Origin of the sequence: Mycolicibacterium thermoresistibile, from assembly GCF_900187065.1 — a bacterium.
Lineage (GTDB): Bacteria > Actinomycetota > Actinomycetes > Mycobacteriales > Mycobacteriaceae > Mycobacterium > Mycobacterium thermoresistibile.
Genome location: NZ_LT906483.1, coordinates 2,422,371 through 2,445,026 on the forward strand (window position 1 = coordinate 2,422,371; position 22,656 = coordinate 2,445,026).

The window sequence follows — 22,656 nt, forward strand, 5'->3', positions numbered from 1 at the left end:
CCGGGCCCGTCACCAACCCTCGGGCAACGGGTGCCCCTCGGCGAACCCGGCCTGCGACTGCACACCCAGCACCGCCTTCTCGTGGAGCTCGGGCAGGGTGGCGGCGCCCACGTAGGTGCAGGTGCTGCGCAGCCCGGCGGTGATGTGGTCGAGCAGATCCTCGACCCCGCCGCGGGACGGGTCGAGCCCCATCCGCGATGTGGAGATGCCTTCTTCGAACAACGCCTTGCGGGCACGGTCGAACGGGCTGTCGGCCGCGGTACGCGCGGTGACCGCTCGCTTCGAGGCCATCCCGTAGCTCTCCTTGTAGGGCCGGTCGTCCCGGTCGCGCATCAGGTCGCCCGGTGACTCGTAGGTGCCGGCGAACCAGGACCCGATCATCACGTTGGACGCGCCCGCGGCCAGCGCCAGCGCCACATCACGGGGATGGCGCACCCCGCCGTCGGCCCACACGTGCGCGCCGAGTTCCCGTGCCGCCGCGGCGCATTCGAGCACGGCGGAGAACTGCGGCCGGCCCACACCGGTCATCATCCGGGTGGTGCACATGGCGCCGGGGCCGACCCCGACCTTGACGATCGACGCGCCGGCCTCGATCAGGTCGCGGGTGCCCTCGGCGGACACCACATTGCCCGCCACCAGCGGCAGCCCGAGGCCCAGCGCCGCGACCGCGCGCACCGCCTCGACCATCCGGATCTGGTGGCCGTGCGCGGTGTCGATGACCAGCAGGTCGATCCCGGTGTCGGCCAACGCCTTCGCCTTCGCGGCGACATCGCCGTTGATGCCCACGGCGGCCGCCACCCGTAGCCGCCCCTGCGCATCGGTCGCGGGGGTGTAGATCTCGGCGCGCAGCGCTCCGCGCCGGGTCAGCACCCCGGCGAGGGTGCCGTCGGAGGCGGTCATCACCGCCAGATCGAACGGCTGGGCGTGTTCGATCAGGTCGAACACCTTGCGGGGTGCGGTGCCGACCGGTGCGCTGACGAACTCACCGACCGCCACCTCGCGGACCCGGGTGAACCGGTCCACGCCGACGCAGTTGTCCTCGGTGACCAGACCGACCGGACGGTTGTGCTCGTCGACGACCACCGCGGCGCCGTGTGCGCGTTTGTGGATCAACGCGATCGCATCCGAGACCGAGTCCTCGGGCCCGAGCGTCACCGGGGTGTCCACCACCAGATCGCGGCTCTTGACGAAGTCGACGGTGTGGCGCACCACCTCGATCGGCAGGTCCTGCGGCAACACCACCAGACCCCCGCGGCGGGCGACGGTCTCGGCCATCCGCCGCCCGGCCACCGCGGTCATGTTCGCGACCACGATCGGGATCGTGGTGCCCGAGCCGTCGACCGTGGACAGGTCGACATCGAGCCGCGACGCCAGGTCCGAACGTCCCGGCATGATGAAGACGTCGTCGTAGGTCAGGTCATAGGGCGGCCGGTGGCCGTCGAGAAATCTCATCGCCCCCAGTCTAGGGCCACCGAACCCGCCGCCGAGCGGTCGCGGAACCGCCGTGAAACCGCCGGGAACCGGATCAGGCCGGCACTTCGGACCGGTCGCCGCTCCACAGCGTGTGGAACTTCTGGCCCGGTTCGGCGTCGATGCGACCGTAGGTGTGGGCGCCGAAGTAGTCACGCAGACCCTGGATCAGCGCTGCGGGCAGCCGCTCGGTGCGCAACGCGTCGTAGTACGACAACGCCGAGGCGAAGCCGGGCACCGGAACACCCAGGCCGGTGGCGGTGGCGACGACCCTGCGCCAGCTGTCGACCCCGGCCTCGATGGCCTCGCGGAAGTACGGGGCGACGATCAGCGTCGGCAGATCCGGATCGGCGTCGAACGCCTCCTTGATCCGGTTGAGGAACTTGGCCCGGATGATGCACCCGCCGCGCCAGATGGTGGCCAGGTCGCCGGGGTTGATGTTCCAGTTGTATTCCTCGCTGCCGGCCTGGATCTGGTTGAAGCCCTGGGCGTAGGCGATGATCTTGGAGGCGTACAGCGCCCGGCGGACATCCTCGGTGAACCGCTCGGCGTCGCCGGGCTTGTCGCTCAGCGTGCCGGAGGCCAGACCGGTGGTGGCCCGGCGCTGCGCGACCGAACCCGACAACGCGCGGGCGAACACCGCCTCGGCGATACCGGTCACCGGGATACCGAGGTCCAGAGCCGATTTCACGGTCCAGCGGCCGGTGCCCTTCTGCTCGGCCTCGTCGACGATCACGTCCACCAGGGGTTTACCGGTCTTGGCGTCGATCTGGCGCAGCACCTCGGCGGTGATCTCGACCAGGAAGCTGTCCAGATCACCGGCGTTCCACTCGGTGAACACATCGGCGATCTGGGGTGCGGTGAGATCCAGCCCGTCCCGCAGCAACTGATAGGCCTCGCCGATCAACTGCATGTCGGAGTACTCGATGCCGTTGTGCACCATCTTGACGAAGTGCCCGGCCCCGTCCGGACCGATGTGGGTGCAGCAGGGCACGCCGTCGACGTGCGCGGAGATCTTCTCGAGCATGGGGCCGAGCGTCCGGTACGACTCGGCGGACCCGCCCGGCATGATCGACGGACCGTGCAGCGCCCCCTCCTCGCCGCCGGAGATCCCGGCCCCGACGAAGTGCAGACCCCGCTCGGCCATCGCCTTCTCCCGGCGGATGGTGTCGGTGTACAGCGAGTTGCCGCCGTCGATGATGATGTCGCCCGGTTCCATCGCGTCGGCCAGTTCGGCGATGACCGCGTCGGTCGGCGCGCCCGCCTTGACCATGATCAGCACCCGTCGGGGCCGCTCGAGTGCGGCGACGAACTCGGGGATGGTCTCGGTGCGAACGAAATCGCCTTCCGATCCGAACTGCTCGATGAGCGCGTCGGTCTTCGCCACCGTGCGGTTGTGCACCGCCACCGTGTAGCCGTTCCGGGCGAAGTTGCGGGCGATGTTCGAACCCATCACCGCCAGGCCGGTGACACCGATCTGAGCGGTGGCGGTCGAGTCGGACGTGCTCATACGGCAGCCTTTCTCCAGTTGTGGGGTCCAGTTGTGCGGTGCAGTTGTGTGGTCAGTCGGGTGGCCGGACGTGGATACGGTTGTCGGCGGTCAGCCGAAGAAGAGCCGGCGCAGTTCGGTGAGCCACGGTACCGCGACCGCGATGGTCGGCACGATCAGCACCGCGGCGGCCGCCAGGTAGGCGCCCAGGGCGAGGCTCGGGCTGTTGGGCGCTCCGCCGAGCCGGCGGATGCGCAAAACGGTGTGGGTTCCGCCGGCCGCCAACGCGCCGGCCGGCGTAGGCCCCGCGGCGCAGGCCACCAGCGCACGCGCCAGCGGGGTGGGGCCGGTCGTGCGCCGCGCGGCGTCGTCGGCCAGCAGTTCGACCAGCAGCCGCACCGCGTCCAGCGCGCTGGCGCTGCGCACCAGCCGGGGGAACGCCGCATGAACCGCGGTGAACATCTCCAGCACCAGATCGTGCCGGGCCCGCAGGTGAGCGCGTTCATGGCTGAGAATGGCGGTGACCTCGCGCCCGGACAGCGTGTTCAGGGCGCCCTCGCTGACCACGACCCGGCCGCGCACCCCGGGCACGCAGTAGGCGAGGGGTTGTGGCACATCGAGCACCCGCAGCTGACCCCGGCCGGGGGAGGTGCCGACCAGGTCGAGCATCATCCGGTGACGGGCCCGGCGCCGTCGGATCTCCACCGCGACCCGCAGCACCGAGACGATCAGCCGGGCGCCGACCAGCAGGGTCAGTGCCAGCACCACGACGTAGAGCGTCCACAGCGGCCAGCCCAGCGAACCGATGCTGCTGGTGATCGTGGCGGTTGGCCGGCCGTCCGGCCCGGGCTGAAAAAGCCTGCTGGCGATGTCGATTCCGGCCGAGAACGCGGACAGCACCGCGGCCAGCGCGATGGCCTGCCACAGGACGATGGCGGCACGGGGAGCGCGCAACGGCCAGGCGGCTCGAGCCAGCAGGGCCGGGACGGGGCCCGCCAGCAGGAGCGCGAGGAGGGAGAAGGCCAGCGCGGACACCCCGACAGTGTCTCTCAGTCGGTGCCGGAACCGCCAGTTGACGGTGGATCCTGATGCTTGGCCTCCAGCTCGGCCAGCGCGCGGCGCAGCGCCTCGGCCTCGTCGGCGCCCACCCGCTCGACGAAGTGCACCAGGGCGGCCTGCCGGCTACCGGAGTCCGACGCCTGATCCAGGGCGTCGACCATCAGCCCGGCCACCAGTTCGTCCCGCCCGTAGGCGGGTGCGTACCGGTGCGCGCGATCATCGCGGTGCTGAACCACCAGTTTCTTCTTGGCGAGCCGGTGCAGCACCGTCATCACCGTGGTGTAGGCCAAGTCCCGGCGGGCGGCCAGCGCTTCGTGGACCTGACGCACGGTCTGCGGCTCACTCGCGGACCACAGGTGGTCCATCACCTCGTGCTCGAGGTCTCCCAGACGCGTCATTTTGGCCATGTTCGTTCCGTCTCCTACAGCGATGTGACCAGCGTACTACCGGTTACTACGGTGCGTCGTACCCCGTGGGGCGAGCCTGCGGCGCACGCCGGGGTCCGAGCCTTCCGGTGCCGGTCGAGGCCATTTTCCCGGGCCCTGTGAGTCCGGTCACAGGGGGTTTCGCACGAGCGCGCCAGCATTATAGTGAGGCTAACCTAATTTCACTTAGCCTTACCTAAGCTCCTCGGGAGGTGGCCATGACTGTCGTGATCGACGACCCGCTCGTCGCCGGGATGACGATCAAACGGAGACTGCCGCTGCACGAGTCCAGTAGGCGACTGCGCGAACTCTCCCCGGAAAGCCCGCGGGTGTACGGCGTCGCCGTGATGGGCGATCTGTCCCGGCGGCGGTGGTGGCCGCTGGCCGAGGCGTTGACCACCGACCGACTCGCCGGCATGTTCGCGACCGCGGTGGCCGAGACGGACAATCCCGCGGCGGCGGCCCAGCAACTGGCCGCCACCCTCGCCCATGTCGTCGTCGGACGGGTGATCCCGCTGCTGGCGCTGGAGGGGCGCGCGTGGGACACCGGCCTGGAGAACCTCTGGGTTCATGTCGACTCCGAGGGTGCCGTCGACTGGGTGGGGGTCGTCGACCCCACCTTGCGCGCGCTGCCCGACGATCCGGCGTTCGCCGATTCCCGCGGCATGGGCTTCGAGGGCGGCCTCGGAAGGGTCCGGAACGGCGTCAGGGAAGGGATCGTGGCGCTGCCCAACGAGGCGGCCCTGACGACCTGGGTGGCCCACCGCAGTCACCGGGCCCTCGAACCGCTCTTCGAGCGCCTCGCGGAATTGGCCGGCGGGGCGATGTCCCGGGCATCGATGTGGCACATGGTCGGGACCACGGTGGTCGGCGCCGCGACCCAGGTGCCGCTGCTGGCCGGGACCAGTGAGGTGACCGCGATGCAGCGCAGCCAGGCCGTGCTGGACGCGATGGTCGGATTCGGCCTGCCGGTCCGGGGCGGATGCCGCAACAGCGTCGGGAAGGTCTTGCTGAATTAGGGAAGGCTTGCCTAATATCTAGTGCGAGCGGATTCGAGAACGCCGGGACCGACAAGCTTGTTCCGCCGGACCGCGTTGGCGTCCTGAGGGCTGCAGAGACCCCCGGTCCACTCGAGGTCGGGCCCCGCGCCGGCAGGTGCGGGGCCCGACCGCATTTCCCAGATCGTCGGGCGACCGTGTAAACAAGCAAGGATGACCAGCGATGTGCCGGCCGACCTCGGCCGGGGATTCGATCAAGTCATCGGCCTGACCTATCTCGAGGCGACTCCCGACGGCGCCCGCGCGCAACTCGAGATCACCGAGAAGGTGCTGCAACCATGGGGCATCGTGCACGGTGGGGTGTACTGCGCCGTCATCGAGAGCATGGCCAGTGTGTCCGGACATCTGTGGTTCAACTCCCACGGCGAGGGCGGCACGGTGGTGGGTGTCAACAACAACACCGACTTTCTGCGGGCACTGCGATCCGGAACGGTGACCGCGGAATCCACCCCGATCCACCGCGGCCGCCGCCAACAGCTCTGGCAGGTCAGCATCTCGGATCAGGACGGTCGGCTGGTGGCGCGCGGTCAGGTGCGGCTGCAGAACATCTCCGAGTAGCGACCGGATCTCCTTCGGGCATCCCCTTCGGGCTGCCGAGTCGCGCCGGTCGTGGCAGGATCGCTGTCCGTGCGATTGACTCCGCATGAACAGGAGCGCCTGCTCATCTCGTACGCCGCCGAACTCGCCCGCCGCCGGCGGGCCCGCGGACTCAAGCTCAACCATCCCGAAGCGGTCGCGATGATCACCGATCATCTGCTCGAGGGGGCCCGCGACGGCCGCACCGTCGCCGAGCTCATGGTCAGCGGCCGGGAGGTGCTCACCCGCGACGACGTCATGGAAGGGGTGCCGGAGATGCTCTCCGACGTCCAGGTGGAGGCGACCTTCCCGGACGGCACCAAACTCGTCACCGTCCACCACCCGATCCCGTGAGCGGCCCACACGAGAGCGGCCCAGAAAAGAGCGGCCCGGTCCCCGGCGAGATCCGCTATGCCGACGGCGCCGTCGAACTCAACCCCGGCGCCGAGCGCATCGTCCTCGACATCGTCAACACCGGGGACCGGCCGGTGCAGGTGGGCAGCCATGTGCACCTGCCGCAGGCCAACCCGGCCCTGGACTTCGACCGGGCCGCGGCCCACGGCCACCGCCTCGACATTCCGGCGGGCACCGCGGTGCGGTTCGAACCCGGGGTGGCCCAACGCGTCTCGGCGGTCCCGTTGGGCGGCGCCCGGGAGGTGCACGGATTGTCGCTGAACCCGCCCGGCCGATTGGACCCCGATGACTGAACTGTCCCGCGCCCGCTACGGCGACCTGTACGGACCGACCACCGGGGACCGGATCCGGCTCGCCGACACCGATCTGTTCATCGAGATCACCGAGGACCGCAGCGGCGGTCCCGGCCGGGCCGGCGACGAGGCGGTGTTCGGCGGCGGCAAGGTGCTGCGCGAGTCGATGGGGCAGGGCCGGGCCACCCGCGCCGACGGCACCCCGGACACCGTGATCACCGGCGCGGTGATCGTCGACCACTGGGGAATCATCAAGGCCGACATCGGTATCCGTGACGGCCGCATCGTCGCGATCGGCAAGGCCGGCAATCCCGACATCATGACCGGGGTGCATCCGGACTTGGTGGTCGGACCGTCCACCGAGATCATCGCCGGCAACGGCCGCATCCTCACCGCGGGCGGCGTCGACTGTCATGTGCACCTGATCTGCCCGCAACTGGCGGCCGAGGCCCTCGGCAGCGGTATCACCACACTCATCGGCGGCGGGACCGGGCCGGCCGAGGGCAGCAAGGCCACCACGGTCAGCCCGGGCGCCTGGCATCTGGGCCGCATGCTCGAGGCACTGGACTGTTGGCCGCTGAACATCGCGCTGCTCGGCAAGGGCAACACCGTCAACCCGTCCGCGTTGTGGGAGCAATTGCGCGGCGGCGCCGCCGGCTTCAAACTGCACGAGGACTGGGGCTCCACCCCGGCGGCGATCGACGCCTGCCTGACGGTGGCCGATGCGGCGGGAGTGCAGGTGGCGTTGCACTCCGACACCCTCAACGAGGCCGGTTTCGTGGAGAGCACCCTGGCCGCGATCGCCGGACGGTCCATCCACGCCTATCACACCGAGGGCGCCGGCGGCGGGCACGCACCCGACATCATCACCGTGGCCGCCCACCCGAATGTGTTGCCCAGCAGCACCAACCCGACCCGTCCGCACACCGTCAACACCCTCGACGAGCACCTGGACATGCTGATGGTGTGCCACCACCTCCACCCGGGCGTCCCCGAGGATCTGGCGTTCGCCGAGAGCCGGATCCGGCCGTCCACCATCGCCGCCGAGGACCTGCTGCACGACATCGGGGCGATCTCGATGATCGGCAGTGATTCCCAGGCCATGGGCCGCATCGGCGAGGTGGTCCTGCGCACCTGGCAGACCGCCCACGTGATGAAGCGACGCCGCGGCGCGCTGCCGGGGGACACCGGGGGACCGCACGGCGCCGACAACCACCGGGTGCGCCGGTATGTCGCCAAATACACCATCTGCCCGGCCATCGCCCACGGTCTGGACCGGGAGGTCGGATCGGTGGAGGTCGGCAAGCTCGCCGATCTGGTGTTGTGGGAGCCGAAGTTCTTCGGCGTCCGCCCGCACGCGGTCCTCAAAGGCGGCATGATCGCCTGGGCCGCGATGGGGGACGCCAACGCCTCGATCCCCACACCGCAGCCGGTGTTGCCGCGCCCGATGTTCGGGGCCGCACCGACCGCCGCCGCCGCGACCTCGGTGCATTTCGTGGCGCCGCAGGCGATCGAGGACAACCTGGCCGACCGGTTCGCGGTGACCCGCCGCATGGTCCCGGTCGGCGACGTCCGGCACATCGGCAAGTCCGATCTGCCCCTCAACGACGCCACCCCCGACATCGCCGTCGACCCGGACACCTTCACGGTGCGGGTCGACGGCGAGGTATGGGCGCAACAGCCCGCCACCGAACTGCCGATGGCGCAACGCTACTTCCTGTTCTGATGTCGGTGCTGACCACGCTGCTGGCGCTGTCGGATTCCCGGCTGCCGACCGGCGGGCATGTGCATTCCGGCGGTGTCGAGGAGGCCGTCACCAGCGGGCTGGTCGGCGATCTGCGCACGCTGGAGGCGTTCCTGCGGCGGCGTATCCGCACCACCGGTCTGGTCACCGCATCGGTGGCCGCCGCGGTGTGCGACCGGCGGCTGGCGATCCCGGACGCCGACCGGGAGACCGACGCCCGCACCCCGGCCCCGGCCGCGCGCCGGGCGTCCCGGGCGCAGGGCCGCGGTCTGCTGCGGTTGGCCACCCGGGTGTGGCCGGAGCGCCGCTGGGACGGGCTGGGCCGCACCCCGCATCTGGCGGTCGCCGTCGGCGAGGTCGGCGCCGCCGCGGGTCTGACTCCGGTGCAGACCGCGCTGTCGCTGGTGTACACCACCATGACCGGTTCGGCGACCGCCGCGCAGCGGCTGCTGGCGTTGGATCCGGCCGACGTCGCCGCGCTGACGTTCGGCCTGGCCGGACTGTGCGATGCCACCGCGGCCGAGGCGGTGCGGGGTCTGGCCGATCTGTCCGATCCGCTGCTGGACACCCTCGCCCAGCGTCACGAACGCCGCGAACGACCCCTGTTCGCCTCCTGAAAGGACCACCATGCCACCGCATTTCATCGACGGATCGCCACATCCGGAGCGGCCCCGGCCGCGCCGGGTGCGCCGCCCTGACGAACCGTTGCGCATCGGTGTCGGGGGCCCGGTCGGATCCGGGAAGACCGCGCTGGTGGCCGCGCTGTGCCGGCAGTTGCGCGACGAACTGTCGCTGGCGGTGTTGACCAACGACATCTACACCACCGAGGACGCTGACTTCCTGCGCCGCCACGCGGTGCTGCCCGACGACCGCATCGCCGCGGTGCAGACCGGCGGCTGCCCGCACACCGCGATCCGCGACGACATCACCGCCAACCTCGACGCCATCGACGACCTCATGGCGGCACACGACGGCCTGGATTTGATCCTGGTGGAGTCCGGTGGCGACAACCTGACCGCGACGTTCTCGTCGGGGCTGGTCGACGCGCAGATCTTCGTCATCGATGTGGCCGGCGGTGACAAGGTGCCCCGGAAGGGCGGCCCCGGGGTGACGTTCTCGGATCTGCTGGTGGTCAACAAGACCGATCTGGCCCCGTTGGTCGGCGCGGATCTGGAGGTGATGCGCCGGGACGCCGCGGCCGTGCGCGGCGGCCGGCCGACCGCGCTGATCTCGCTCACCGAGGACCCGGCGGCCACCCCGGTGCTGACGTGGGTACGGGGCCGGCTGCGGCTCCCGGTCGGCTGACGGACGCCGGGATGTCGAAAATCGCGCCGATGCACTCCGAGGTGCTGATCGTCGCGACCCCCGGCCGGCTGCCGCGCCTGGAATGCCGCGGCGGGATCGCCGCCCGCCGGACCGGTCCGGACACCGTCCACCTGGTCTCGGCGGCGGCCACCCCCCTCGGCGGCGACACCGTGACCGTGCGGGTGGTGGTGGAGCCGGGAGCGCGGCTGCGGGTGCGCAGCGTCGCGGCCACCATCGTGCTGCCCGGGGCGGCCACCACCGAGTCGAGCTCGGTCTGGCGTGTCGAGGCGGCCGGCGCGGTGGACATCGACCCGCAACCCACCGTGGTGGCCGGCGCCGCCCGACACCACAGCAGCACCGAGGTGCGTCTCACCGGAGCCGGGCGGTTACGGATGCGCGAACGGGTGCAGATCGGCAGATCCGGTGAGCAGCACGGCTTCTGGTCGGGAGCCTGGTACGCCGACGTGGATTCGGCGCCGCTGCTGCGGCACCGCGTCGAGCTGGGCGCCGGATCGGTGACCTCCGACGCGCTGGGCACCCCGTTGGCGTCGGTCAGCGAACTGCGCTATCCGGAACAGGCCGTCGACACCGACGGCACCGTGCTGGAACTGGCCGCCGGCGGATGCCTGGCCACCTGGCAGGGTGAACGGCTCTAACTGGCCGCCTTCTGGGTGTCCTGCACCGAAGCCGCGATCTCCTGCAGTTCCTCGATGCGGGTGCGCGCGAATGCCTGCTGTTCGGTGATGGTGAGCTGGCCGCGGTGGCTGCCCAGGAAGGTGACGATCCAGGACAGCGCGGTGGTAAGCCGGGCCTTGAACCCCACGATGTAGACGAGGTGCAGGAACAGCCATGCCAGCCAGGCGATGAAACCGCCGAACTCCAGCGGGCCGATCTTGGCGACCGCGCTGAACCGCGACACCGTGGCCATCGAGCCCTTGTCGAAGTACTGGAACGGCTCGCGGTCGGCCGGATCGGCCCCCTTGAGCTCGTTCTTGATCAGCTTGGCGGCGTGGCGGGCGCCCTGGATGGCGCCCTGGGCCATGCCCGGCACCCCCTCGACCGCGGCCATGTCGCCGACGACGAACACATTGGGATGGCCCGGCAGTGACAGATCGGGCAGCACCTTGACCCGGCCGGCCCGGTCCAGTTCCGCGCCGGACTGTTCGGCCAGATCCTTGCCGAGCGGGCTGGCCGAGACGCCGGCCGACCACACCTTGCACGCCGACTCGATGCGCCGGACGGTGCCGTCGGAGTCCTTGACGGTGATCCCGTTGCGGTCCACGTCGGTGACCATCGCGCCGAGCTGGATCTCCACGCCCATCTTCTCGAGGCGGGCCTGGGCCTTCTTGCCGAGCTTCTCACCCATCGTGGGTAGCACCGCCGGCGCCGCGTCGAGCAGGATCACCCGCGCCTCGGTGGCCGGATCGATGCTGCGGAACGTGCCCTTGAGGGTGTACTTGGCCAGTTCGGCGATCTGACCGGCCATCTCCACCCCGGTCGGCCCGGCCCCGACCACGGTGAAGGTGAGCAGCTTCTCCCGGCGTTTGGCGTCGCTGGAGCGTTCCGCCTGTTCGAACGCGCCGAGGATGCGGGCGCGCAGCTCCAGCGCATCGTCGATGGTCTTCATCCCGGGCGCGAACTCGGCGAAGTGGTCGTTGCCGAAGTAGGACTGTCCGGCCCCGGCGGCCACGATCAGGCTGTCGTACGGGGTGGAGTAGGTGTGGCCCAGCAGCACCGACTCCACCCTGCGGTTGGTGAGGTCGATCCGGGTCACATCGCCCAGGAGGACCTGCACGTTGCGCTGCCGGCGCAGCACCACCCGGGTGGCCGGGGCGATCTCGCCTTCGGAGATGATCCCGGTGGCGACCTGGTACAGCAGCGGCTGGAACAGGTGGTGGGTGGTCCGCGCGATGAGTTTGACGTCGACGTCGGCGCGCCGGAGCGCCTTGGCCGCGTTGAGGCCGCCGAAGCCGGATCCGATGATGACCACTTTGTGCCGATCCGACATGGTGGCTCCGGGGTGGCTCATGAAGGCTCCTCAACGGACGTCATGTGCAGTTCCTTCGTCATCGATCACGTTAGCCGTCGGCGCGGTCGGTGGCGACAGCGGCCTCAGGCGCCCACCCGCGGTCTGAGCGCCTCGCCCAGCGCGGTGATCAGGCCGGGACGGTAGCCCTGGACCTTGGTCGCCATGTTCACGATCACCCCGTCGACGCCGGCGTCGAGCACCTTGGTCTGCAGTTGCTCGGCGATCCGCTCGGCGCTGCCGACCAGCAGCCGGCCCCGCGCCTTCTCGGGCAGCATGTCGTCGGTGATGTTGTCGTCCACCATCACGCTGACCAGGGTGCTGGTCTCCAGCGTGTCCGGATCCCGGCCGATCTCCTCACAGCTGCGCTTGACGGCTGCCACCTTGCCGGGCAGTTCGTCGAAGCCGGCGATCAGGTTCAGGTGGTCGAACCGCCGGGCGGCCAGCGGGATGGTCTTCTTCTCCCCGCTCCCGCCGATCATCAGCGGGATCCGGTCGCGGAACCGGGGCTCGGCGGCGGCGGACTCCACCCGGTAGTACCTGCCCTCGAAGGTGGGCCGCTTGCCTTCGATCATCGGCACGATGATCTCCAGCGCCTCGTAAAGCCTGTTGAAGCGGTCGGTGAAGGTGCCGAACTCGTAGCCGAGTTGCTGATGTTCGAGCTCGAACCAGCCGGTGCCGATCCCGAGCACCGCGCGGCCCTGGCTCATCACGTCCAGCGTGGTGACGGCCTTGGCCAGCAGGGTCGGGTTGCGGTAGGTGTTGCCGGTGACCAGTGTGCCCAGTTGCACCCGCTCGGTGCTGGTGGCCAGACCGCCCAGCGCGGTGTACGCCTCCAGCATCGGCTCGTCGGGATCGCCCAGCATCGGCAGCTGGTAGAAGTGGTCCATCACGAACACCGCGTCGTATCCGGCTTCGTCGGCTTCCCGCGCCTGCGCGATGACGGTGGGGAAGAGGTCGGCCACCCCGGTGCCGTAGGAGAAGTTGGGGATCTGCAGTCCGAGTCGAATGCTCACTGCACTCACCCTAGTGGTTCGGGCCGGAACCGTCCCGGTGACTCGGCGCGCCGCAGCGGGTGCAGCTGGTCAGCCCACCCGGGCCGGGACGCCCCGGCTGACGTGCAGCGTCTGCCCGGTGATGTGCCGGGCGGCGGGGGTGGCGATGAACACCGCCATGCGGGCGAGTTCGGCGCCCAGGGTCGGCGGCGTGCGGGTCAACCCGTCGTATCCGGGTTCGGCGCTGTCCCCGGCGGCGACCGCGTTGACCGTGATGCCGCGGGTGCCGAACACGGCGGCCTGCCCCGCGGTCCAGTCCGACAGCGCCGCCTTGACCGCGGCGCCCGCGCTGCCGTCCCGCGGCGCGTCGGGGATGACGTTGATGATCGACCCGCCGGACCGCAGATGGTCTCCGGCGATCTGCACCGTGAGCACGGTCGACAGCATCACCGCGTCGAACGTGGCGCGCCAGGCGTGTGCCAGGTCGGCGGTCGAGTAGGTGCGGGGGTCGCCGAGTTCCGGCAGCACCGGCACGTTGACCACCGAATCGAGGTGGTGCGGCAACCGCGCGCGGGTCTGCTCCACGCTGTCGGGGTCGGTGTTGTCGAAGACGAGTGATTCGACGTCGAGTTCCTTGGCGGCGAGTTCGATCTCGTCGCGATGGGCCCCGGCGATCACCACGTTGTGGCCGGCGTCGACGAAGCCCGCGGCAATCGTGCGGCCCAGATCGGTGTCGCCGCCGGTGACCAGCACGTCCATGCCTTGTCCTCCCTCAGTCCGCCGCCGGTGCGGCACCGGGATCTCCGTGCCAGACGGCGCGAACCGGCACTTATGTTACTGGACGGTAGCTATCGGACGAAATTCGGCCCGCGAAATGTGTCCGGTCGTGTCCCAATCCGATATCCGATCTTGACGAGGAGACTCATGTGGGGCTCTCACCGCGGTCCAGGCGGGGGAACCTCATCTAGATTTGGCGCATGATCCGGGTGCGTCGGTGGCTGTCGGTGTGCCTGGCGCTGATGCTGCCCGCGGTCGCCGGGTGCGGCACGGGACGCACCGGCGGGTCCACCGCGGTGACGGTGTACGCCGCGGCCTCGCTGCAGCAGGCGTTCACCACGTTGGGTGAACTGTTCGAGGCCGAGCATCCGGATGTGACGGTCCGGTTCACCTTCGCCGGTTCGGCCGATCTGGCGACCCAGTTGCTCGGCGGCGCCGACGCCGACGTGTTCGCCGCCGCCGACGAGGCCACCATGGAGCGGGTGGCCGCGGCCGGGCTGCTGTCGGGCCCACCGGTGATCTTCGCGGCCAACACCCTGACGGTGGTCACCGCGCCCGGCAACCCCCACGGCCTGACCGGTTTCGCCGACCTAGCCCGGGCGGGGCCGGCCGTCGTCACCTGCGCCCCACAGGTGCCGTGCGGCGCCGCGACGCAGCGCCTCGAGCAGTTGACCGGGGTGGATCTCGCCCCGGTCAGCGAGGAGAACTCGGTCTCCGACGTGCTACACAAGGTGACCGTCGGCCAAGCCGATGCCGGCGTGGTGTACCGCACCGATGCCCGGCGCGCTGGCGACACGGTGCACACCGTCGAGGTGCCGGCGGCCGCGGCGGTGCCGAACCGATATCCGGTCGCGGTGCCGGCCGACGCCGCGCGGCCGGATCTCGGGCAGCGTTTCATCGACCTGATCACCGGGGCGGCCGGGCGGGACGTGCTGGCGCAGAACGGATTCTCCGAGCCACGATGAACGCCTCGACGCTGCCCCGGTGGATCTATCTGCCCGCCGCCGTCGGCGCGACGCTCCTGGCGCTGCCGGTGTTCGCGCTGGCCGGCCGGGTGGACTGGCCGCGGTTCTGGTCGCTGATCTGCTCCGAATCGTCGATGACGGCGCTGGCGTTGAGCCTGCGGACCGCGACCGCCAGTACCGTGCTCTGCCTGGTGCTCGGGGTGCCGATGGCGTTGGCGCTGGCCCGCGGCGGGTCGCCGATTCTGCGGTGGATCCGCCCGCTGGTGTTGCTGCCGTTGGTGTTACCGCCGGTGGTGGGCGGTATCGCGCTGCTGTACGCGTTCGGCCGGATGGGTCTGATCGGGGGGTATCTGGAGGCGGTCGGCATCCAGATCGCGTTCAGCACCACCGCCGTGGTGCTGGCGCAGACGTTCGTCTCGTTACCGTTTCTGGTCCTCGCGCTGGAAGGCGCCGCGCGCACCGCGGGCACCGGCTACGAGGTGGTCGCGGCGACGCTGGGCGCGACCCCGACCACGGTGTGGTGGCGGGTCACGCTGCCGTTGCTGGCGCCCGGACTGGTGTCCGGGGCGGTGCTGGCGTTCGCCCGCGCGCTGGGTGAGTTCGGTGCGACGCTGACGTTCGCCGGGTCCCGGCAGGGCGTCACCCGCACCCTGCCGCTGGAGATCTACCTGCAGCGGGAGGCCGACCCGGAGGCGGCGGTGGCGTTGTCGATGGTGCTGATCGCGGTGGCCGCGGTCGTGGTGATCGGGCTGGGCGCCCGGCGGCTGCGGGCGGGTGGCTGGTCGTGAGCGGGCTGGCGGTGGCGGCCGCGGTGCCCGACCGCGATGTGCACGTCGAGTTCGCCCTGCCGCCCGGTGCGGTGCTGGCCGTGCTGGGCCCGAACGGCGCCGGGAAATCGACCACGCTGCATCTGATCGCCGGACTGCTGCGCCCGGCGCACGGCAGGGTGCAGGTGGGCGGGCGGGTGCTGACCGACACCGACACCGGAGTGTTTGTCCCACCGCATGATCGGCGGGTCGGACTGCTGCTGCAGGATGCGTTGTTGTTTCCGCACCTCGACGCCGCAGCGAACGTGGCGTTCGCGCCGTCCAGCCGCAGCGGGCTGCGGCGCTGGGGGCGCCGCGCCCGGTTGCGGGCGTCCGCGCGGCGCTGGCTGGCCGAGGTGGACGCCGCGGAGTTCGCCGACCGGATGCCCCGGGAGTTGTCCGGGGGACAGGCGCAACGGGTCGCGCTGGCCCGGGCGCTGGCCGCGGAACCCGAGGTGCTGCTGCTCGACGAGCCGTTGGCCGGTCTGGATGTGGCGGTCGCCGCGGCGATGCGGCGGCTGCTGCGGCGGGTGCTCACCGACGCCGGCCGTTCGGCGGTGATCGTCACCCATGATCTGCTCGACGTGCTGGCGTTGGCCGATTCGGTGCTGGTGCTCGAGGATGGCCGGGTCGTCGAGTCCGGCCCGGCCGCGGCGGTGCTCGCCACCCCGCGCAGCAGGTTCGCGGCCCGGTTCGCCGGGGTCAACCTGGTGGCCGGCACGGCTCAGCCGGATGGCACGTTGCAAACCGCTTGGGGCAGCACCTGGTTCGGTGTCGCCGACCGGGAGGTGGTGGTGGGCCGGCCGGCGGTCGCGGTCATCGCTCCGGCGGCGGTCTCGGTGCACCGCAAGCCACCGGAGGGCAGCCCGCGCAACACCGTCGCGGTGACGGTGGCCGACCTCGAGGTGCACGGTTCGGCGGTCCGGGTGCGGGCGGCGGACCAACCCGACGGGGCGCCCGGGCTCGCCGCCGATGTCACCGCGGAATCCGCCGCGGCGTTGGAGCTGACTCCCGGTGACGAGGTGTACTTCGCGGTCAAGGCCCAGGAGGTCGCGATTCACCCGGCCCCGTAACGGTATTCGGCGCCGCGGCGATGTCGTGAGAAACACCCGTGGCACGCACGGGCGGGCTCATGCTGCCCAGCAATGCCGGAAGTCCGCGTACGCAGGATGTTTCCTTGTAGGGCAACTCGAGAATTCGGCACTCTAAGAGCAATTCACACTTGCGTCACGGCTGTAACACGGTAGTTTCTTGCTCATGGATCAGCCGGACGCGATTTCTTCCCGACGCACGGGTCATTCGAAAACGCTGGCCATTGCGGCGTTCAGCAGTGCGGTCGCGCTGGCGCTGACGCCCGTGGTCGCGTCGGCGCAACCCGAGCCGACACCGCCCCCGCCGCCGCCGGGTAACGCCGCCCCACCGGCGGACCCGAATGCGCCGGCCCCGCCGCCCGGCCCGGATGCGCCGGGTGAGCCGGCCCCGCCACCGGAACCTGACGCGCCTGGACCCGCTGACCCGAACGCCCCGGTGCCCCCGCCCGGGCAGCCGCCTGCGCCGGCCGACCCGAACGCCCCGGCGGAGCCCGCGCCGGAACCGCGGGAGAACAACGCCGCGGGTGGCTTCAGCTATGTGGTGCCGGGGGGCTGGCAGGTGTCGGACGCCACCCAGTTGTCGTACGGCCAGGCGCTGTTGACCAAGATCCCGCCGCCGGGCAGCCAGCAGCCGCCGAACGACACCAGCATCCTGCTGGGCCGACTGGATCTGAAGCTCTTCGCCGGCGCGGAGCCCGACAACACCAAGGCCGCGAACCGGCTGGCCTCGGACATGGGCGAGTTCTTCATGCCGTACCCGGGCACCCGCATCAACCAGGAGACAGTGCCGCTGAACGCCGAGGGCATGCAGGGTAGCGCCGCCTACTACGAGGTCGAGTTCACCGACGAGAACCGGCCCAACGGACAGATCTGGGCGGGGGTGGTCGGCTCGCCGACACCGCCGGGAACGCCGCGCGGACAGCGGGCTCCGGAGCGTTGGTTCGTGGTCTGGCTGGGTTCGGAGAACAACCCGGTCGACAAGGCCGCCGCGGTGGCCCTCGCCGAGTCGATCCGGCCGTGGGAGCCGCCGCCCGCACCGCCGGCGGATCCCGCCGGGCCGCAGGCCCAACCCGATCCCGACGCGCCGCCGGCCCGCCCGGGCGTGGGGGTGCCGGTCCCGGTCACCGACGCGCCGCCGGAGATGATGCCGCCGGCCTGAGCGGACGGACCGACGACCTGAAAATCCGGTCGAGACAGCGAGATCGACGTCAGCGAGCGGAAGTCGAGGTGACGACCGCGCTGACGTCGATCTCGCGTTTCAGGGAGGTTCTTCGGGGCCGGCCGGCGAGCCGTTTCCCCGGGGCGGATCAGGGACCCACGTAGGGGATCTGGCCTTCCATGTTGTTGATGTTCAGCAGGAAGCAGTTGGTCCCGCCGAATCCCAGAGCCCCGGCGGTGACACAGCGTTCGAAGGTGCCGTCGGCCGCGATCGGGCCGTCGCAGGTGGTGCCGCCGCCCCAAGGGGTCCAGCCGCCCTGACATCCGGCCTGTGCCGGTGCCGCGGTGACCAACCCGATGGTTCCGACACTGCATGCGGTCAGTAAGGCGCTTGCGGCGAGTGCGGTGCGTACTCTCATCGGACCCCTCCGTTCACCTCGACATCTTCGCTGCGGCAGGTACGCGGCGGCGGGCCCGTCGCCACCCCACGATGCCACCCCCACGACGCCGCCCCCACGATGTCCCCTGATGCTGTTGTCGTGTCACGAGCCTACCGGCATCCGTGACTGCCGAAGAAGTCGCGGACCTGCCCGTTCCCTTACTGCCGCACCGGTTGTGGACAACCGGTGCGGTCGCGCGCGACGATGACCGCATGAGCGCGTCGATGATGTCGGCCTGGCGGGTCCGCGAGCCCGGCCCCATGCGCACCCGCCCGCTGGAATGGGTCCGCACCCCGGTCCCGGAACCGGGCCCGGGCGAGTTGTTGGTCGCGGTGCGCGCCTGCGGGGTGTGCCGCACCGATCTTCATGTGGCAGAGGGGGACCTGCCGGTGCACCGGCCCGGTGTGACGCCCGGCCACGAGGTGGTGGGCGAGGTGGTCGCCACGGCCGACGGCACGGATTTCCGGGTGGGCGACCGGGTCGGCATCGCCTGGCTGCGGCACACCTGCGGGCAGTGCCGGTACTGCCGGCGCGGGCAGGAGAATCTGTGCCCCGAGTCGCGTTACACCGGCTGGGACGCCGACGGCGGCTACGCCGAGTTCGCCACCGTCCCCGCCGCGTACGCCCACCGGCTGCCGGCGGGTTACTCCGACGCCGAGCTGGCGCCGCTGCTGTGCGCCGGGATAATCGGCTACCGTGCGCTGCGCCGCGCCGAGCTGCCTCCGGGCGGGCGGCTGGGCATCTACGGTTTCGGCGGCAGCGCCCATCTGACCGCGCAGGTCGCGCTGGCCCAGGGCGCGGAGGTGCATGTCATGACCCGCGGCGCCCAGGCCCGGGAACTCGCACTGGCCCTGGGTGCGGCCTCGGCGCAGGGCGCCGCGGATCCACCGCCGGTGCCGCTGGATGCGGCGATCCTGTTCGCACCGGTGGGTCATCTGGTGCTGCCCGCGCTCGAGGCGCTGGACCGCGGTGGCACCCTGTCGATCGCCGGCATCCACCTGACCGACATTCCGACGCTCGACTATCAGCGCCACCTCTTCCAGGAGCGGCAGGTCCGCTCGGTGACGGCCAACACCCGCGACGACGCCCGGGCGTTCCTCGACTTCGCCGCACAACACCGCATCGAGGTGACCACACCGGAGTATCCGCTGGACCGCGCCGACGATGCGCTGACCGATCTGAGCGAGGGCCGCATCGCCGGGGCCGCGGTGCTGCGGGTCTGACCCGTCGGGCTCAGGTGGACAGGTGCCACACCAGCGCGGCCGCCAGTGCGCCCATCCCGTTCAGGGACCAGTGCAGCGCGATCGGGGCCAGCAGACTGCCGCTGCGGCGCCGCAGCCAGTCGAAGACGAAGCCGGCGACGGCGGTGGCGATCACCGCCAACACCACTCCGGCCACGGTGCCCAGCACACCGCCGCCGAACAGCCGGGTGAAGCCGACGTTGCTGCTGGTCAGACCGAGCGAGGTGGCCACGTGCCAGAGCCCGAACAGCAGTGAGCCGGCGGCCGCCACCCCGCGGAAACCCCATGCCCGGCTCAGCGCACCGTGCAGCACCCCGCGAAACGCCAGCTCCTCGGGGATCACGGTCTGCAGCGGGATGATCACCATCGACGCGATCAGCGCGCCGGAGATCGTGGCGTAGTTGTTGTTCAGGAACATCGGCCGGGTCCACGGCAGCAGCGCGCCGATCGCGATCACCGACAGCACCAGGGCGACGGCGGCGGCCGCATAACCGGCGCCGGACCGCCAGTGCTCCCGGCTGAGCCCCAGTTCCGCCCAGCCCAGCCCCCGGGACCGCACCAGCAGCACCAGGCCCACCGCGACGGCGGGTACGGTCGCGACGCTCGCCCACGGGGTGGTGAAGTGGGCGATGAGGTTGCAGATCGCCAGCACCACCACGACGACGGCCACGTCGACGTAGGTGCGGAAACGCGACAGCGCCGCCAGTTGGGCGACCACCGCGGATGGGGGTGGTGCGACGGCAGCGTCGGACATGGTGCTCAATCGTACCGACGTCATCGAGCCGACCGATCGCCGAACGAGTCCTGCGACGGCGACGTCCCGCGGTGGTCCCACGTCCATCCGGAGATCGCCGGGTCGTCCTCGCCGTGGCGGCGGGTGTGGGCGCGGGCCGCCAGCCGGGCGTCGACCATCCGCTGACGCAGCCCCGCCGCCTCGACGGCCAGCCCCTCGACGCGGTCGATGACATCGATGACCAGGTGGAACCGATCCAGGTCATTGAGCATCACCATGTCGAACGGGGTGGTCGTGGTGCCGCGCTCCTTGAACCCCCGCACGTGGATGTTGGGGTGGTTGGCCCGGCGGTAGGCCAACCGGTGGATCAGCCACGGGTAACCGTGATAGGCGAAGATCACCGGCTTGTCTGTGGTGAACATCGCGTCGAACTCGTGGTCGGACAGCCCGTGCGGATGCTCGGTGCCGGGTTGCAGTCGCATGATGTCCACCACGTTGATCACCCGCACCCGCAGGGCGGGCAGTTCGCGGCGCAGGATGTCGGCGGCGGCCAGCGTTTCCAGGGTCGGGATGTCCCCGGCGCAGGCCAGCACGACATCGGGTTCGCCGACGTGTCGACCACCCGGGCTGCCGGCCCATTCCCAGATGCCCAGACCGCGCGCACAGTGCGCGATCGCATCGTCCATCGACAGATACGTCAGGCCCGGCTGCTTCCCGGCGACGATGACGTTGACGTAGTGACGGCTGCGCAGGCAGTGGTCGGCCACCGACAACAAGGTGTTGGCGTCCGGCGGCAGGTACACCCGCACCACCTCGGGGCGTTTGTTGGCGACGTGGTCGATGAAGCCGGGATCCTGATGGGAGGCGCCGTTGTGGTCCTGCCGCCACACGTGCGAGGTGAGCAGATAGGTCAGCGAGGCGATCGGCCGCCGCCAGTCCAGTTCGCGGCTGCTGAACAACCATTTCGCGTGCTGGTTGAGCATCGAGTCGACGATGTGCACGAAAGCCTCGTAGCAGGAGAACATCCCGTGCCGGCCGGTCAGCAGGTAGCCCTCCAGCCAGCCCTGGCACAGATGTTCGGAGAGCACCTCCATGACACGGCCGTCGGGTGCGAGCGACTCGTCGTCCGGTCCGGTCTGCGCCAGCCAGGTCTTGCCGGTGGTTTCGTACGCCGCCGACAACCGGTTGGACGCGGTCTCGTCGGGCCCCATCAGCCGGAACCGGTCCGGATTGCGGGCGATGACATCGCGCAGATATGTGCCCAGCACCCGGGTGGCCTCGGCGGTGTCGACGGCCGGCGCGTCGACCCGCACCGCGTAGTCGGTGAATGCGGGTAGGTCCAGATCCCGCAACAGGATTCCGCCGTTGGCGTGCGGGCTGGCGCTCATCCGGCGGTCGCCGGCGGGTGCGAGCGCCTGCAGGTCGGCACGCAGCGCCCCGTCATCACCGAACAACTCCTCGGGCCGGTAGCTGGCAAGCCAGGCTTCCAGTTGCGCCAGATGCTCGGGGTTGGAACGGGTTTCGGACAGCGGGACCTGATGTGACCGCCAGGTGCCCTCCACCTTGGCGCCGTCCACCTCGCGCGGGCCGGTCCAACCCTTCGGGGTGCGCAGGATCAGCATCGGCCACAACGGCCGTCCGCGCTCCCCGTCCAGCCTGGCTCCCCGCTGAATGGCGGCGATCGCGTCGAACGCCTCGTCGAGCGCGACAGCCAACTGTCGGTGCACATCGGCCGGGTCGTGTTCCGGCTCCTGCGAGGCCACGGTGATGGGACGGTAACCGTAGCCGGTGAGCAGCGCCTCCAGCTCGTCCTGCGGAATTCGGGCCAGCACAGCAGGATTGGCGATCTTGTAGCCGTTCAGATGCAGAATCGGCAACACCGCCCCGTCGGTCACCGGGTTGAGGAACTTGTTGGAGTGCCAACTGGTCGCCAGCGGACCGGTCTCGGCCTCGCCGTCGCCGATCACACAGGCCACCACCAGATCCGGGTTGTCGAACGCGGCGCCGTACGCGTGCGCCAGCACATAGCCCAGTTCGCCGCCCTCGTGGATGGAGCCGGGTGTCTCGGCCGCGACGTGGCTGGGGATACCGCCGGGAAAGGAGAACTGCCGGAACAGTCTGCGCATCCCGTCGGTGTTCTGCCCGACGGCCGAATAGATCTCGCTGTAGGTGCCGTCCAGGTAGGCGTTGGCGACCAGGGCCGGACCGCCGTGGCCGGGCCCGGTGAGATAGAGGACGTCGAGGTCGCGCTGCCGGATGATCCGGTTCAGGTGGGCATAGATCAGGTTCAGCCCCGGTGCGGTGCCCCAGTGACCGAGCAGCCGGGGTTTGATGTGGTCGGGCCTCAGCGGTTCCCGCAGGAGCGGATTGTCCAGCAGATAGATCTGGCCGGCCGACAGATAGTTGGCGGCCCGCCAGTAGGCGTCGATCAGGTCGAGTTCGTCATCGGACAGACGGCGGTCGATGGGTTCGACGGTCACGGCGCTCCAGGGGTGGTCGATGCCAGGGGACGGGCAGGGGATACCCGCCTGGGCACGCCGCTACCCGTACCGGCCCGATCAGCACCGGACTCCTCGCCGTGTGATCCAGTG

General features: G+C 70.6%; 23 protein-coding genes. 13 read left to right on the forward strand and 10 right to left on the reverse strand.

The genetic code is table 11. The features are described 5' to 3' along the window. Positions 1-9: 9 nt before the first annotated feature. The 4 genes from CKW28_RS11250 to CKW28_RS11265 form a co-directional block, all read right to left on the reverse strand. The gene (locus CKW28_RS11250; protein WP_003927483.1) at positions 10-1,452 is read right to left on the reverse strand and encodes a GuaB1 family IMP dehydrogenase-related protein; all 1,443 of its coding nucleotides are present in this window, start codon (positions 1,450-1,452) and stop codon (positions 10-12) included. 73 nt (positions 1,453-1,525) lie between these two features. After that, positions 1,526-2,980 (reverse strand): NADP-dependent phosphogluconate dehydrogenase, encoded by a 1,455-nt coding sequence (gene gnd, locus CKW28_RS11255; protein WP_003927484.1) that lies wholly within the window; start codon positions 2,978-2,980, stop codon positions 1,526-1,528. Between the two features lie 90 nt (positions 2,981-3,070). After that, the gene (locus CKW28_RS11260; protein ID WP_003927485.1) at positions 3,071-3,994 is read right to left on the reverse strand and encodes a M56 family metallopeptidase; all 924 of its coding nucleotides are present in this window, start codon (positions 3,992-3,994) and stop codon (positions 3,071-3,073) included. Between the two features lie 14 nt (positions 3,995-4,008). Continuing rightward, the gene (locus CKW28_RS11265; protein ID WP_003927486.1) at positions 4,009-4,425 is read right to left on the reverse strand and encodes a BlaI/MecI/CopY family transcriptional regulator; all 417 of its coding nucleotides are present in this window, start codon (positions 4,423-4,425) and stop codon (positions 4,009-4,011) included. Between the two features lie 236 nt (positions 4,426-4,661). Here CKW28_RS11265 and CKW28_RS11270 point away from each other — a divergent pair, with 236 nt between their 5' ends. The 8 genes from CKW28_RS11270 (at position 4,662) to CKW28_RS11305 (ending at position 10,489) form a co-directional block, all read left to right on the forward strand. Continuing rightward, positions 4,662-5,462, forward strand: a complete 801-nt coding sequence (locus tag CKW28_RS11270) for an iron reductase (protein WP_040548167.1) — start codon at positions 4,662-4,664, stop codon at positions 5,460-5,462. A 192-nt stretch (positions 5,463-5,654) separates the two neighbouring features. Continuing rightward, positions 5,655-6,059 carry a PaaI family thioesterase gene (locus CKW28_RS11275; RefSeq protein WP_003927488.1) on the forward strand — a complete coding sequence of 135 codons (405 nt, stop codon included), beginning with the start codon at positions 5,655-5,657 and terminating at the stop codon, positions 6,057-6,059. A gap of 69 nt (positions 6,060-6,128) precedes the next feature. After that, positions 6,129-6,431 carry an urease subunit gamma gene (locus CKW28_RS11280; RefSeq protein WP_003927489.1) on the forward strand — a complete coding sequence of 101 codons (303 nt, stop codon included), beginning with the start codon at positions 6,129-6,131 and terminating at the stop codon, positions 6,429-6,431. After that, positions 6,428-6,784, forward strand: a complete 357-nt coding sequence (locus CKW28_RS11285) for an urease subunit beta (RefSeq protein WP_003927490.1) — start codon at positions 6,428-6,430, stop codon at positions 6,782-6,784. The genes CKW28_RS11280 and CKW28_RS11285 overlap by 4 nt, the downstream gene beginning before the upstream one ends. Then, positions 6,777-8,510: an urease subunit alpha gene (locus tag CKW28_RS11290; protein ID WP_003927491.1), complete on the forward strand. Its 1,734-nt coding sequence runs from the start codon at positions 6,777-6,779 to the stop codon at positions 8,508-8,510. The genes CKW28_RS11285 and CKW28_RS11290 overlap by 8 nt, the downstream gene beginning before the upstream one ends. After that, positions 8,510-9,145, forward strand: a complete 636-nt coding sequence (locus CKW28_RS11295; RefSeq protein WP_003927492.1) for an urease accessory protein UreF — start codon at positions 8,510-8,512, stop codon at positions 9,143-9,145. Before CKW28_RS11290 ends, CKW28_RS11295 begins: the two co-directional genes overlap by 1 nt. Before the next feature lie 10 nt (positions 9,146-9,155). Further along, on the forward strand, positions 9,156-9,833 hold the full coding sequence (gene ureG / locus CKW28_RS11300; protein WP_003927493.1) for an urease accessory protein UreG: 678 nt from the start codon (positions 9,156-9,158) through the stop codon (positions 9,831-9,833). 29 nt (positions 9,834-9,862) lie between these two features. Further along, complete coding sequence (locus CKW28_RS11305) at positions 9,863-10,489, forward strand: urease accessory protein UreD (protein WP_003927494.1); 627 nt, start codon at positions 9,863-9,865, stop codon at positions 10,487-10,489. Here CKW28_RS11305 and CKW28_RS11310 read toward each other — a convergent pair. The 3 genes from CKW28_RS11310 to CKW28_RS11320 form a co-directional block, all read right to left on the reverse strand. Further along, positions 10,486-11,862, reverse strand: a complete 1,377-nt coding sequence (locus CKW28_RS11310) for a type II NADH:quinone oxidoreductase Ndh (RefSeq protein WP_040548169.1) — start codon at positions 11,860-11,862, stop codon at positions 10,486-10,488. The genes CKW28_RS11305 and CKW28_RS11310 overlap by 4 nt on opposite strands. Positions 11,863-11,945: 83 nt before the next feature. Further along, entirely contained in the window at positions 11,946-12,875 is a 930-nt protein-coding gene (locus CKW28_RS11315; protein ID WP_003927496.1) for an LLM class F420-dependent oxidoreductase, read from the reverse strand. Positions 12,876-12,944: 69 nt separating this feature from the next. After that, entirely contained in the window at positions 12,945-13,613 is a 669-nt protein-coding gene (locus CKW28_RS11320; protein ID WP_003927497.1) for an SDR family oxidoreductase, read from the reverse strand. 218 nt (positions 13,614-13,831) lie between these two features. Between CKW28_RS11320 and modA the strand changes: the two genes are divergently transcribed. The 4 genes from modA to CKW28_RS11340 all read left to right on the forward strand — a co-directional run bounded on the left by modA (position 13,832) and on the right by CKW28_RS11340 (position 17,652). Beyond that, on the forward strand, positions 13,832-14,596 hold the full coding sequence (gene modA, locus CKW28_RS11325) for a molybdate ABC transporter substrate-binding protein (protein WP_003927498.1): 765 nt from the start codon (positions 13,832-13,834) through the stop codon (positions 14,594-14,596). After that, complete coding sequence (locus tag CKW28_RS11330; protein ID WP_003927499.1) at positions 14,593-15,384, forward strand: ABC transporter permease; 792 nt, start codon at positions 14,593-14,595, stop codon at positions 15,382-15,384. The genes modA and CKW28_RS11330 overlap by 4 nt, the downstream gene beginning before the upstream one ends. Beyond that, entirely contained in the window at positions 15,381-16,475 is a 1,095-nt protein-coding gene (locus tag CKW28_RS11335) for a sulfate/molybdate ABC transporter ATP-binding protein (protein ID WP_061252235.1), read from the forward strand. The genes CKW28_RS11330 and CKW28_RS11335 overlap by 4 nt, the downstream gene beginning before the upstream one ends. A gap of 184 nt (positions 16,476-16,659) precedes the next feature. After that, positions 16,660-17,652 carry an alanine and proline-rich secreted protein Apa gene (locus tag CKW28_RS11340; RefSeq protein WP_061252234.1) on the forward strand — a complete coding sequence of 331 codons (993 nt, stop codon included), beginning with the start codon at positions 16,660-16,662 and terminating at the stop codon, positions 17,650-17,652. Positions 17,653-17,800: 148 nt separating this feature from the next. Here CKW28_RS11340 and CKW28_RS11345 read toward each other — a convergent pair whose 3' ends face one another. Next, the gene (locus CKW28_RS11345; protein WP_040548175.1) at positions 17,801-18,070 is read right to left on the reverse strand and encodes a CDGP domain-containing protein; all 270 of its coding nucleotides are present in this window, start codon (positions 18,068-18,070) and stop codon (positions 17,801-17,803) included. Between the two features lie 248 nt (positions 18,071-18,318). On the opposite strand from CKW28_RS11345, the gene CKW28_RS11350 reads away from it, so the two are divergent. Further along, positions 18,319-19,314: a zinc-binding alcohol dehydrogenase family protein gene (locus CKW28_RS11350; RefSeq protein WP_003927503.1), complete on the forward strand. Its 996-nt coding sequence runs from the start codon at positions 18,319-18,321 to the stop codon at positions 19,312-19,314. A 10-nt stretch (positions 19,315-19,324) separates the two neighbouring features. Here the strand turns inward: CKW28_RS11350 and CKW28_RS11355 are convergent, their stop codons facing one another. Together CKW28_RS11355 and CKW28_RS11360 are read right to left on the reverse strand one after the other, a co-directional pair. Then, positions 19,325-20,086 (reverse strand): CPBP family intramembrane glutamic endopeptidase, encoded by a 762-nt coding sequence (locus CKW28_RS11355; RefSeq protein WP_003927504.1) that lies wholly within the window; start codon positions 20,084-20,086, stop codon positions 19,325-19,327. Between the two features lie 20 nt (positions 20,087-20,106). Then, the gene (locus CKW28_RS11360; protein WP_003927505.1) at positions 20,107-22,545 is read right to left on the reverse strand and encodes a phosphoketolase family protein; all 2,439 of its coding nucleotides are present in this window, start codon (positions 22,543-22,545) and stop codon (positions 20,107-20,109) included. Positions 22,546-22,656: the final 111 nt, after the last annotated feature.

Coding starts and splice junctions, on each gene's coding strand:
- CKW28_RS11250 (WP_003927483.1), bottom strand. CDS start 1,452: ATGAGATTTCTCGACGGCCACCGGCCGCCCTATGACCTGACCTACGAC.
- gnd (WP_003927484.1), bottom strand. CDS start 2,980: ATGAGCACGTCCGACTCGACCGCCACCGCTCAGATCGGTGTCACCGGC.
- CKW28_RS11265 (WP_003927486.1), bottom strand. CDS start 4,425: ATGGCCAAAATGACGCGTCTGGGAGACCTCGAGCACGAGGTGATGGAC.
- CKW28_RS11270 (WP_040548167.1), top strand. CDS start 4,662: ATGACTGTCGTGATCGACGACCCGCTCGTCGCCGGGATGACGATCAAA.
- CKW28_RS11275 (WP_003927488.1), top strand. CDS start 5,655: ATGACCAGCGATGTGCCGGCCGACCTCGGCCGGGGATTCGATCAAGTC.
- CKW28_RS11290 (WP_003927491.1), top strand. CDS start 6,777: ATGACTGAACTGTCCCGCGCCCGCTACGGCGACCTGTACGGACCGACC.
- CKW28_RS11295 (WP_003927492.1), top strand. CDS start 8,510: ATGTCGGTGCTGACCACGCTGCTGGCGCTGTCGGATTCCCGGCTGCCG.
- ureG (WP_003927493.1), top strand. CDS start 9,156: ATGCCACCGCATTTCATCGACGGATCGCCACATCCGGAGCGGCCCCGG.
- CKW28_RS11305 (WP_003927494.1), top strand. CDS start 9,863: ATGCACTCCGAGGTGCTGATCGTCGCGACCCCCGGCCGGCTGCCGCGC.
- CKW28_RS11310 (WP_040548169.1), bottom strand. CDS start 11,862: ATGAGCCACCCCGGAGCCACCATGTCGGATCGGCACAAAGTGGTCATC.
- CKW28_RS11320 (WP_003927497.1), bottom strand. CDS start 13,613: ATGGACGTGCTGGTCACCGGCGGCGACACCGATCTGGGCCGCACGATT.
- modA (WP_003927498.1), top strand. CDS start 13,832: ATGATCCGGGTGCGTCGGTGGCTGTCGGTGTGCCTGGCGCTGATGCTG.
- CKW28_RS11330 (WP_003927499.1), top strand. CDS start 14,593: ATGAACGCCTCGACGCTGCCCCGGTGGATCTATCTGCCCGCCGCCGTC.
- CKW28_RS11340 (WP_061252234.1), top strand. CDS start 16,660: ATGGATCAGCCGGACGCGATTTCTTCCCGACGCACGGGTCATTCGAAA.
- CKW28_RS11345 (WP_040548175.1), bottom strand. CDS start 18,070: ATGAGAGTACGCACCGCACTCGCCGCAAGCGCCTTACTGACCGCATGC.
- CKW28_RS11350 (WP_003927503.1), top strand. CDS start 18,319: ATGTCGGCCTGGCGGGTCCGCGAGCCCGGCCCCATGCGCACCCGCCCG.
- CKW28_RS11355 (WP_003927504.1), bottom strand. CDS start 20,086: ATGTCCGACGCTGCCGTCGCACCACCCCCATCCGCGGTGGTCGCCCAA.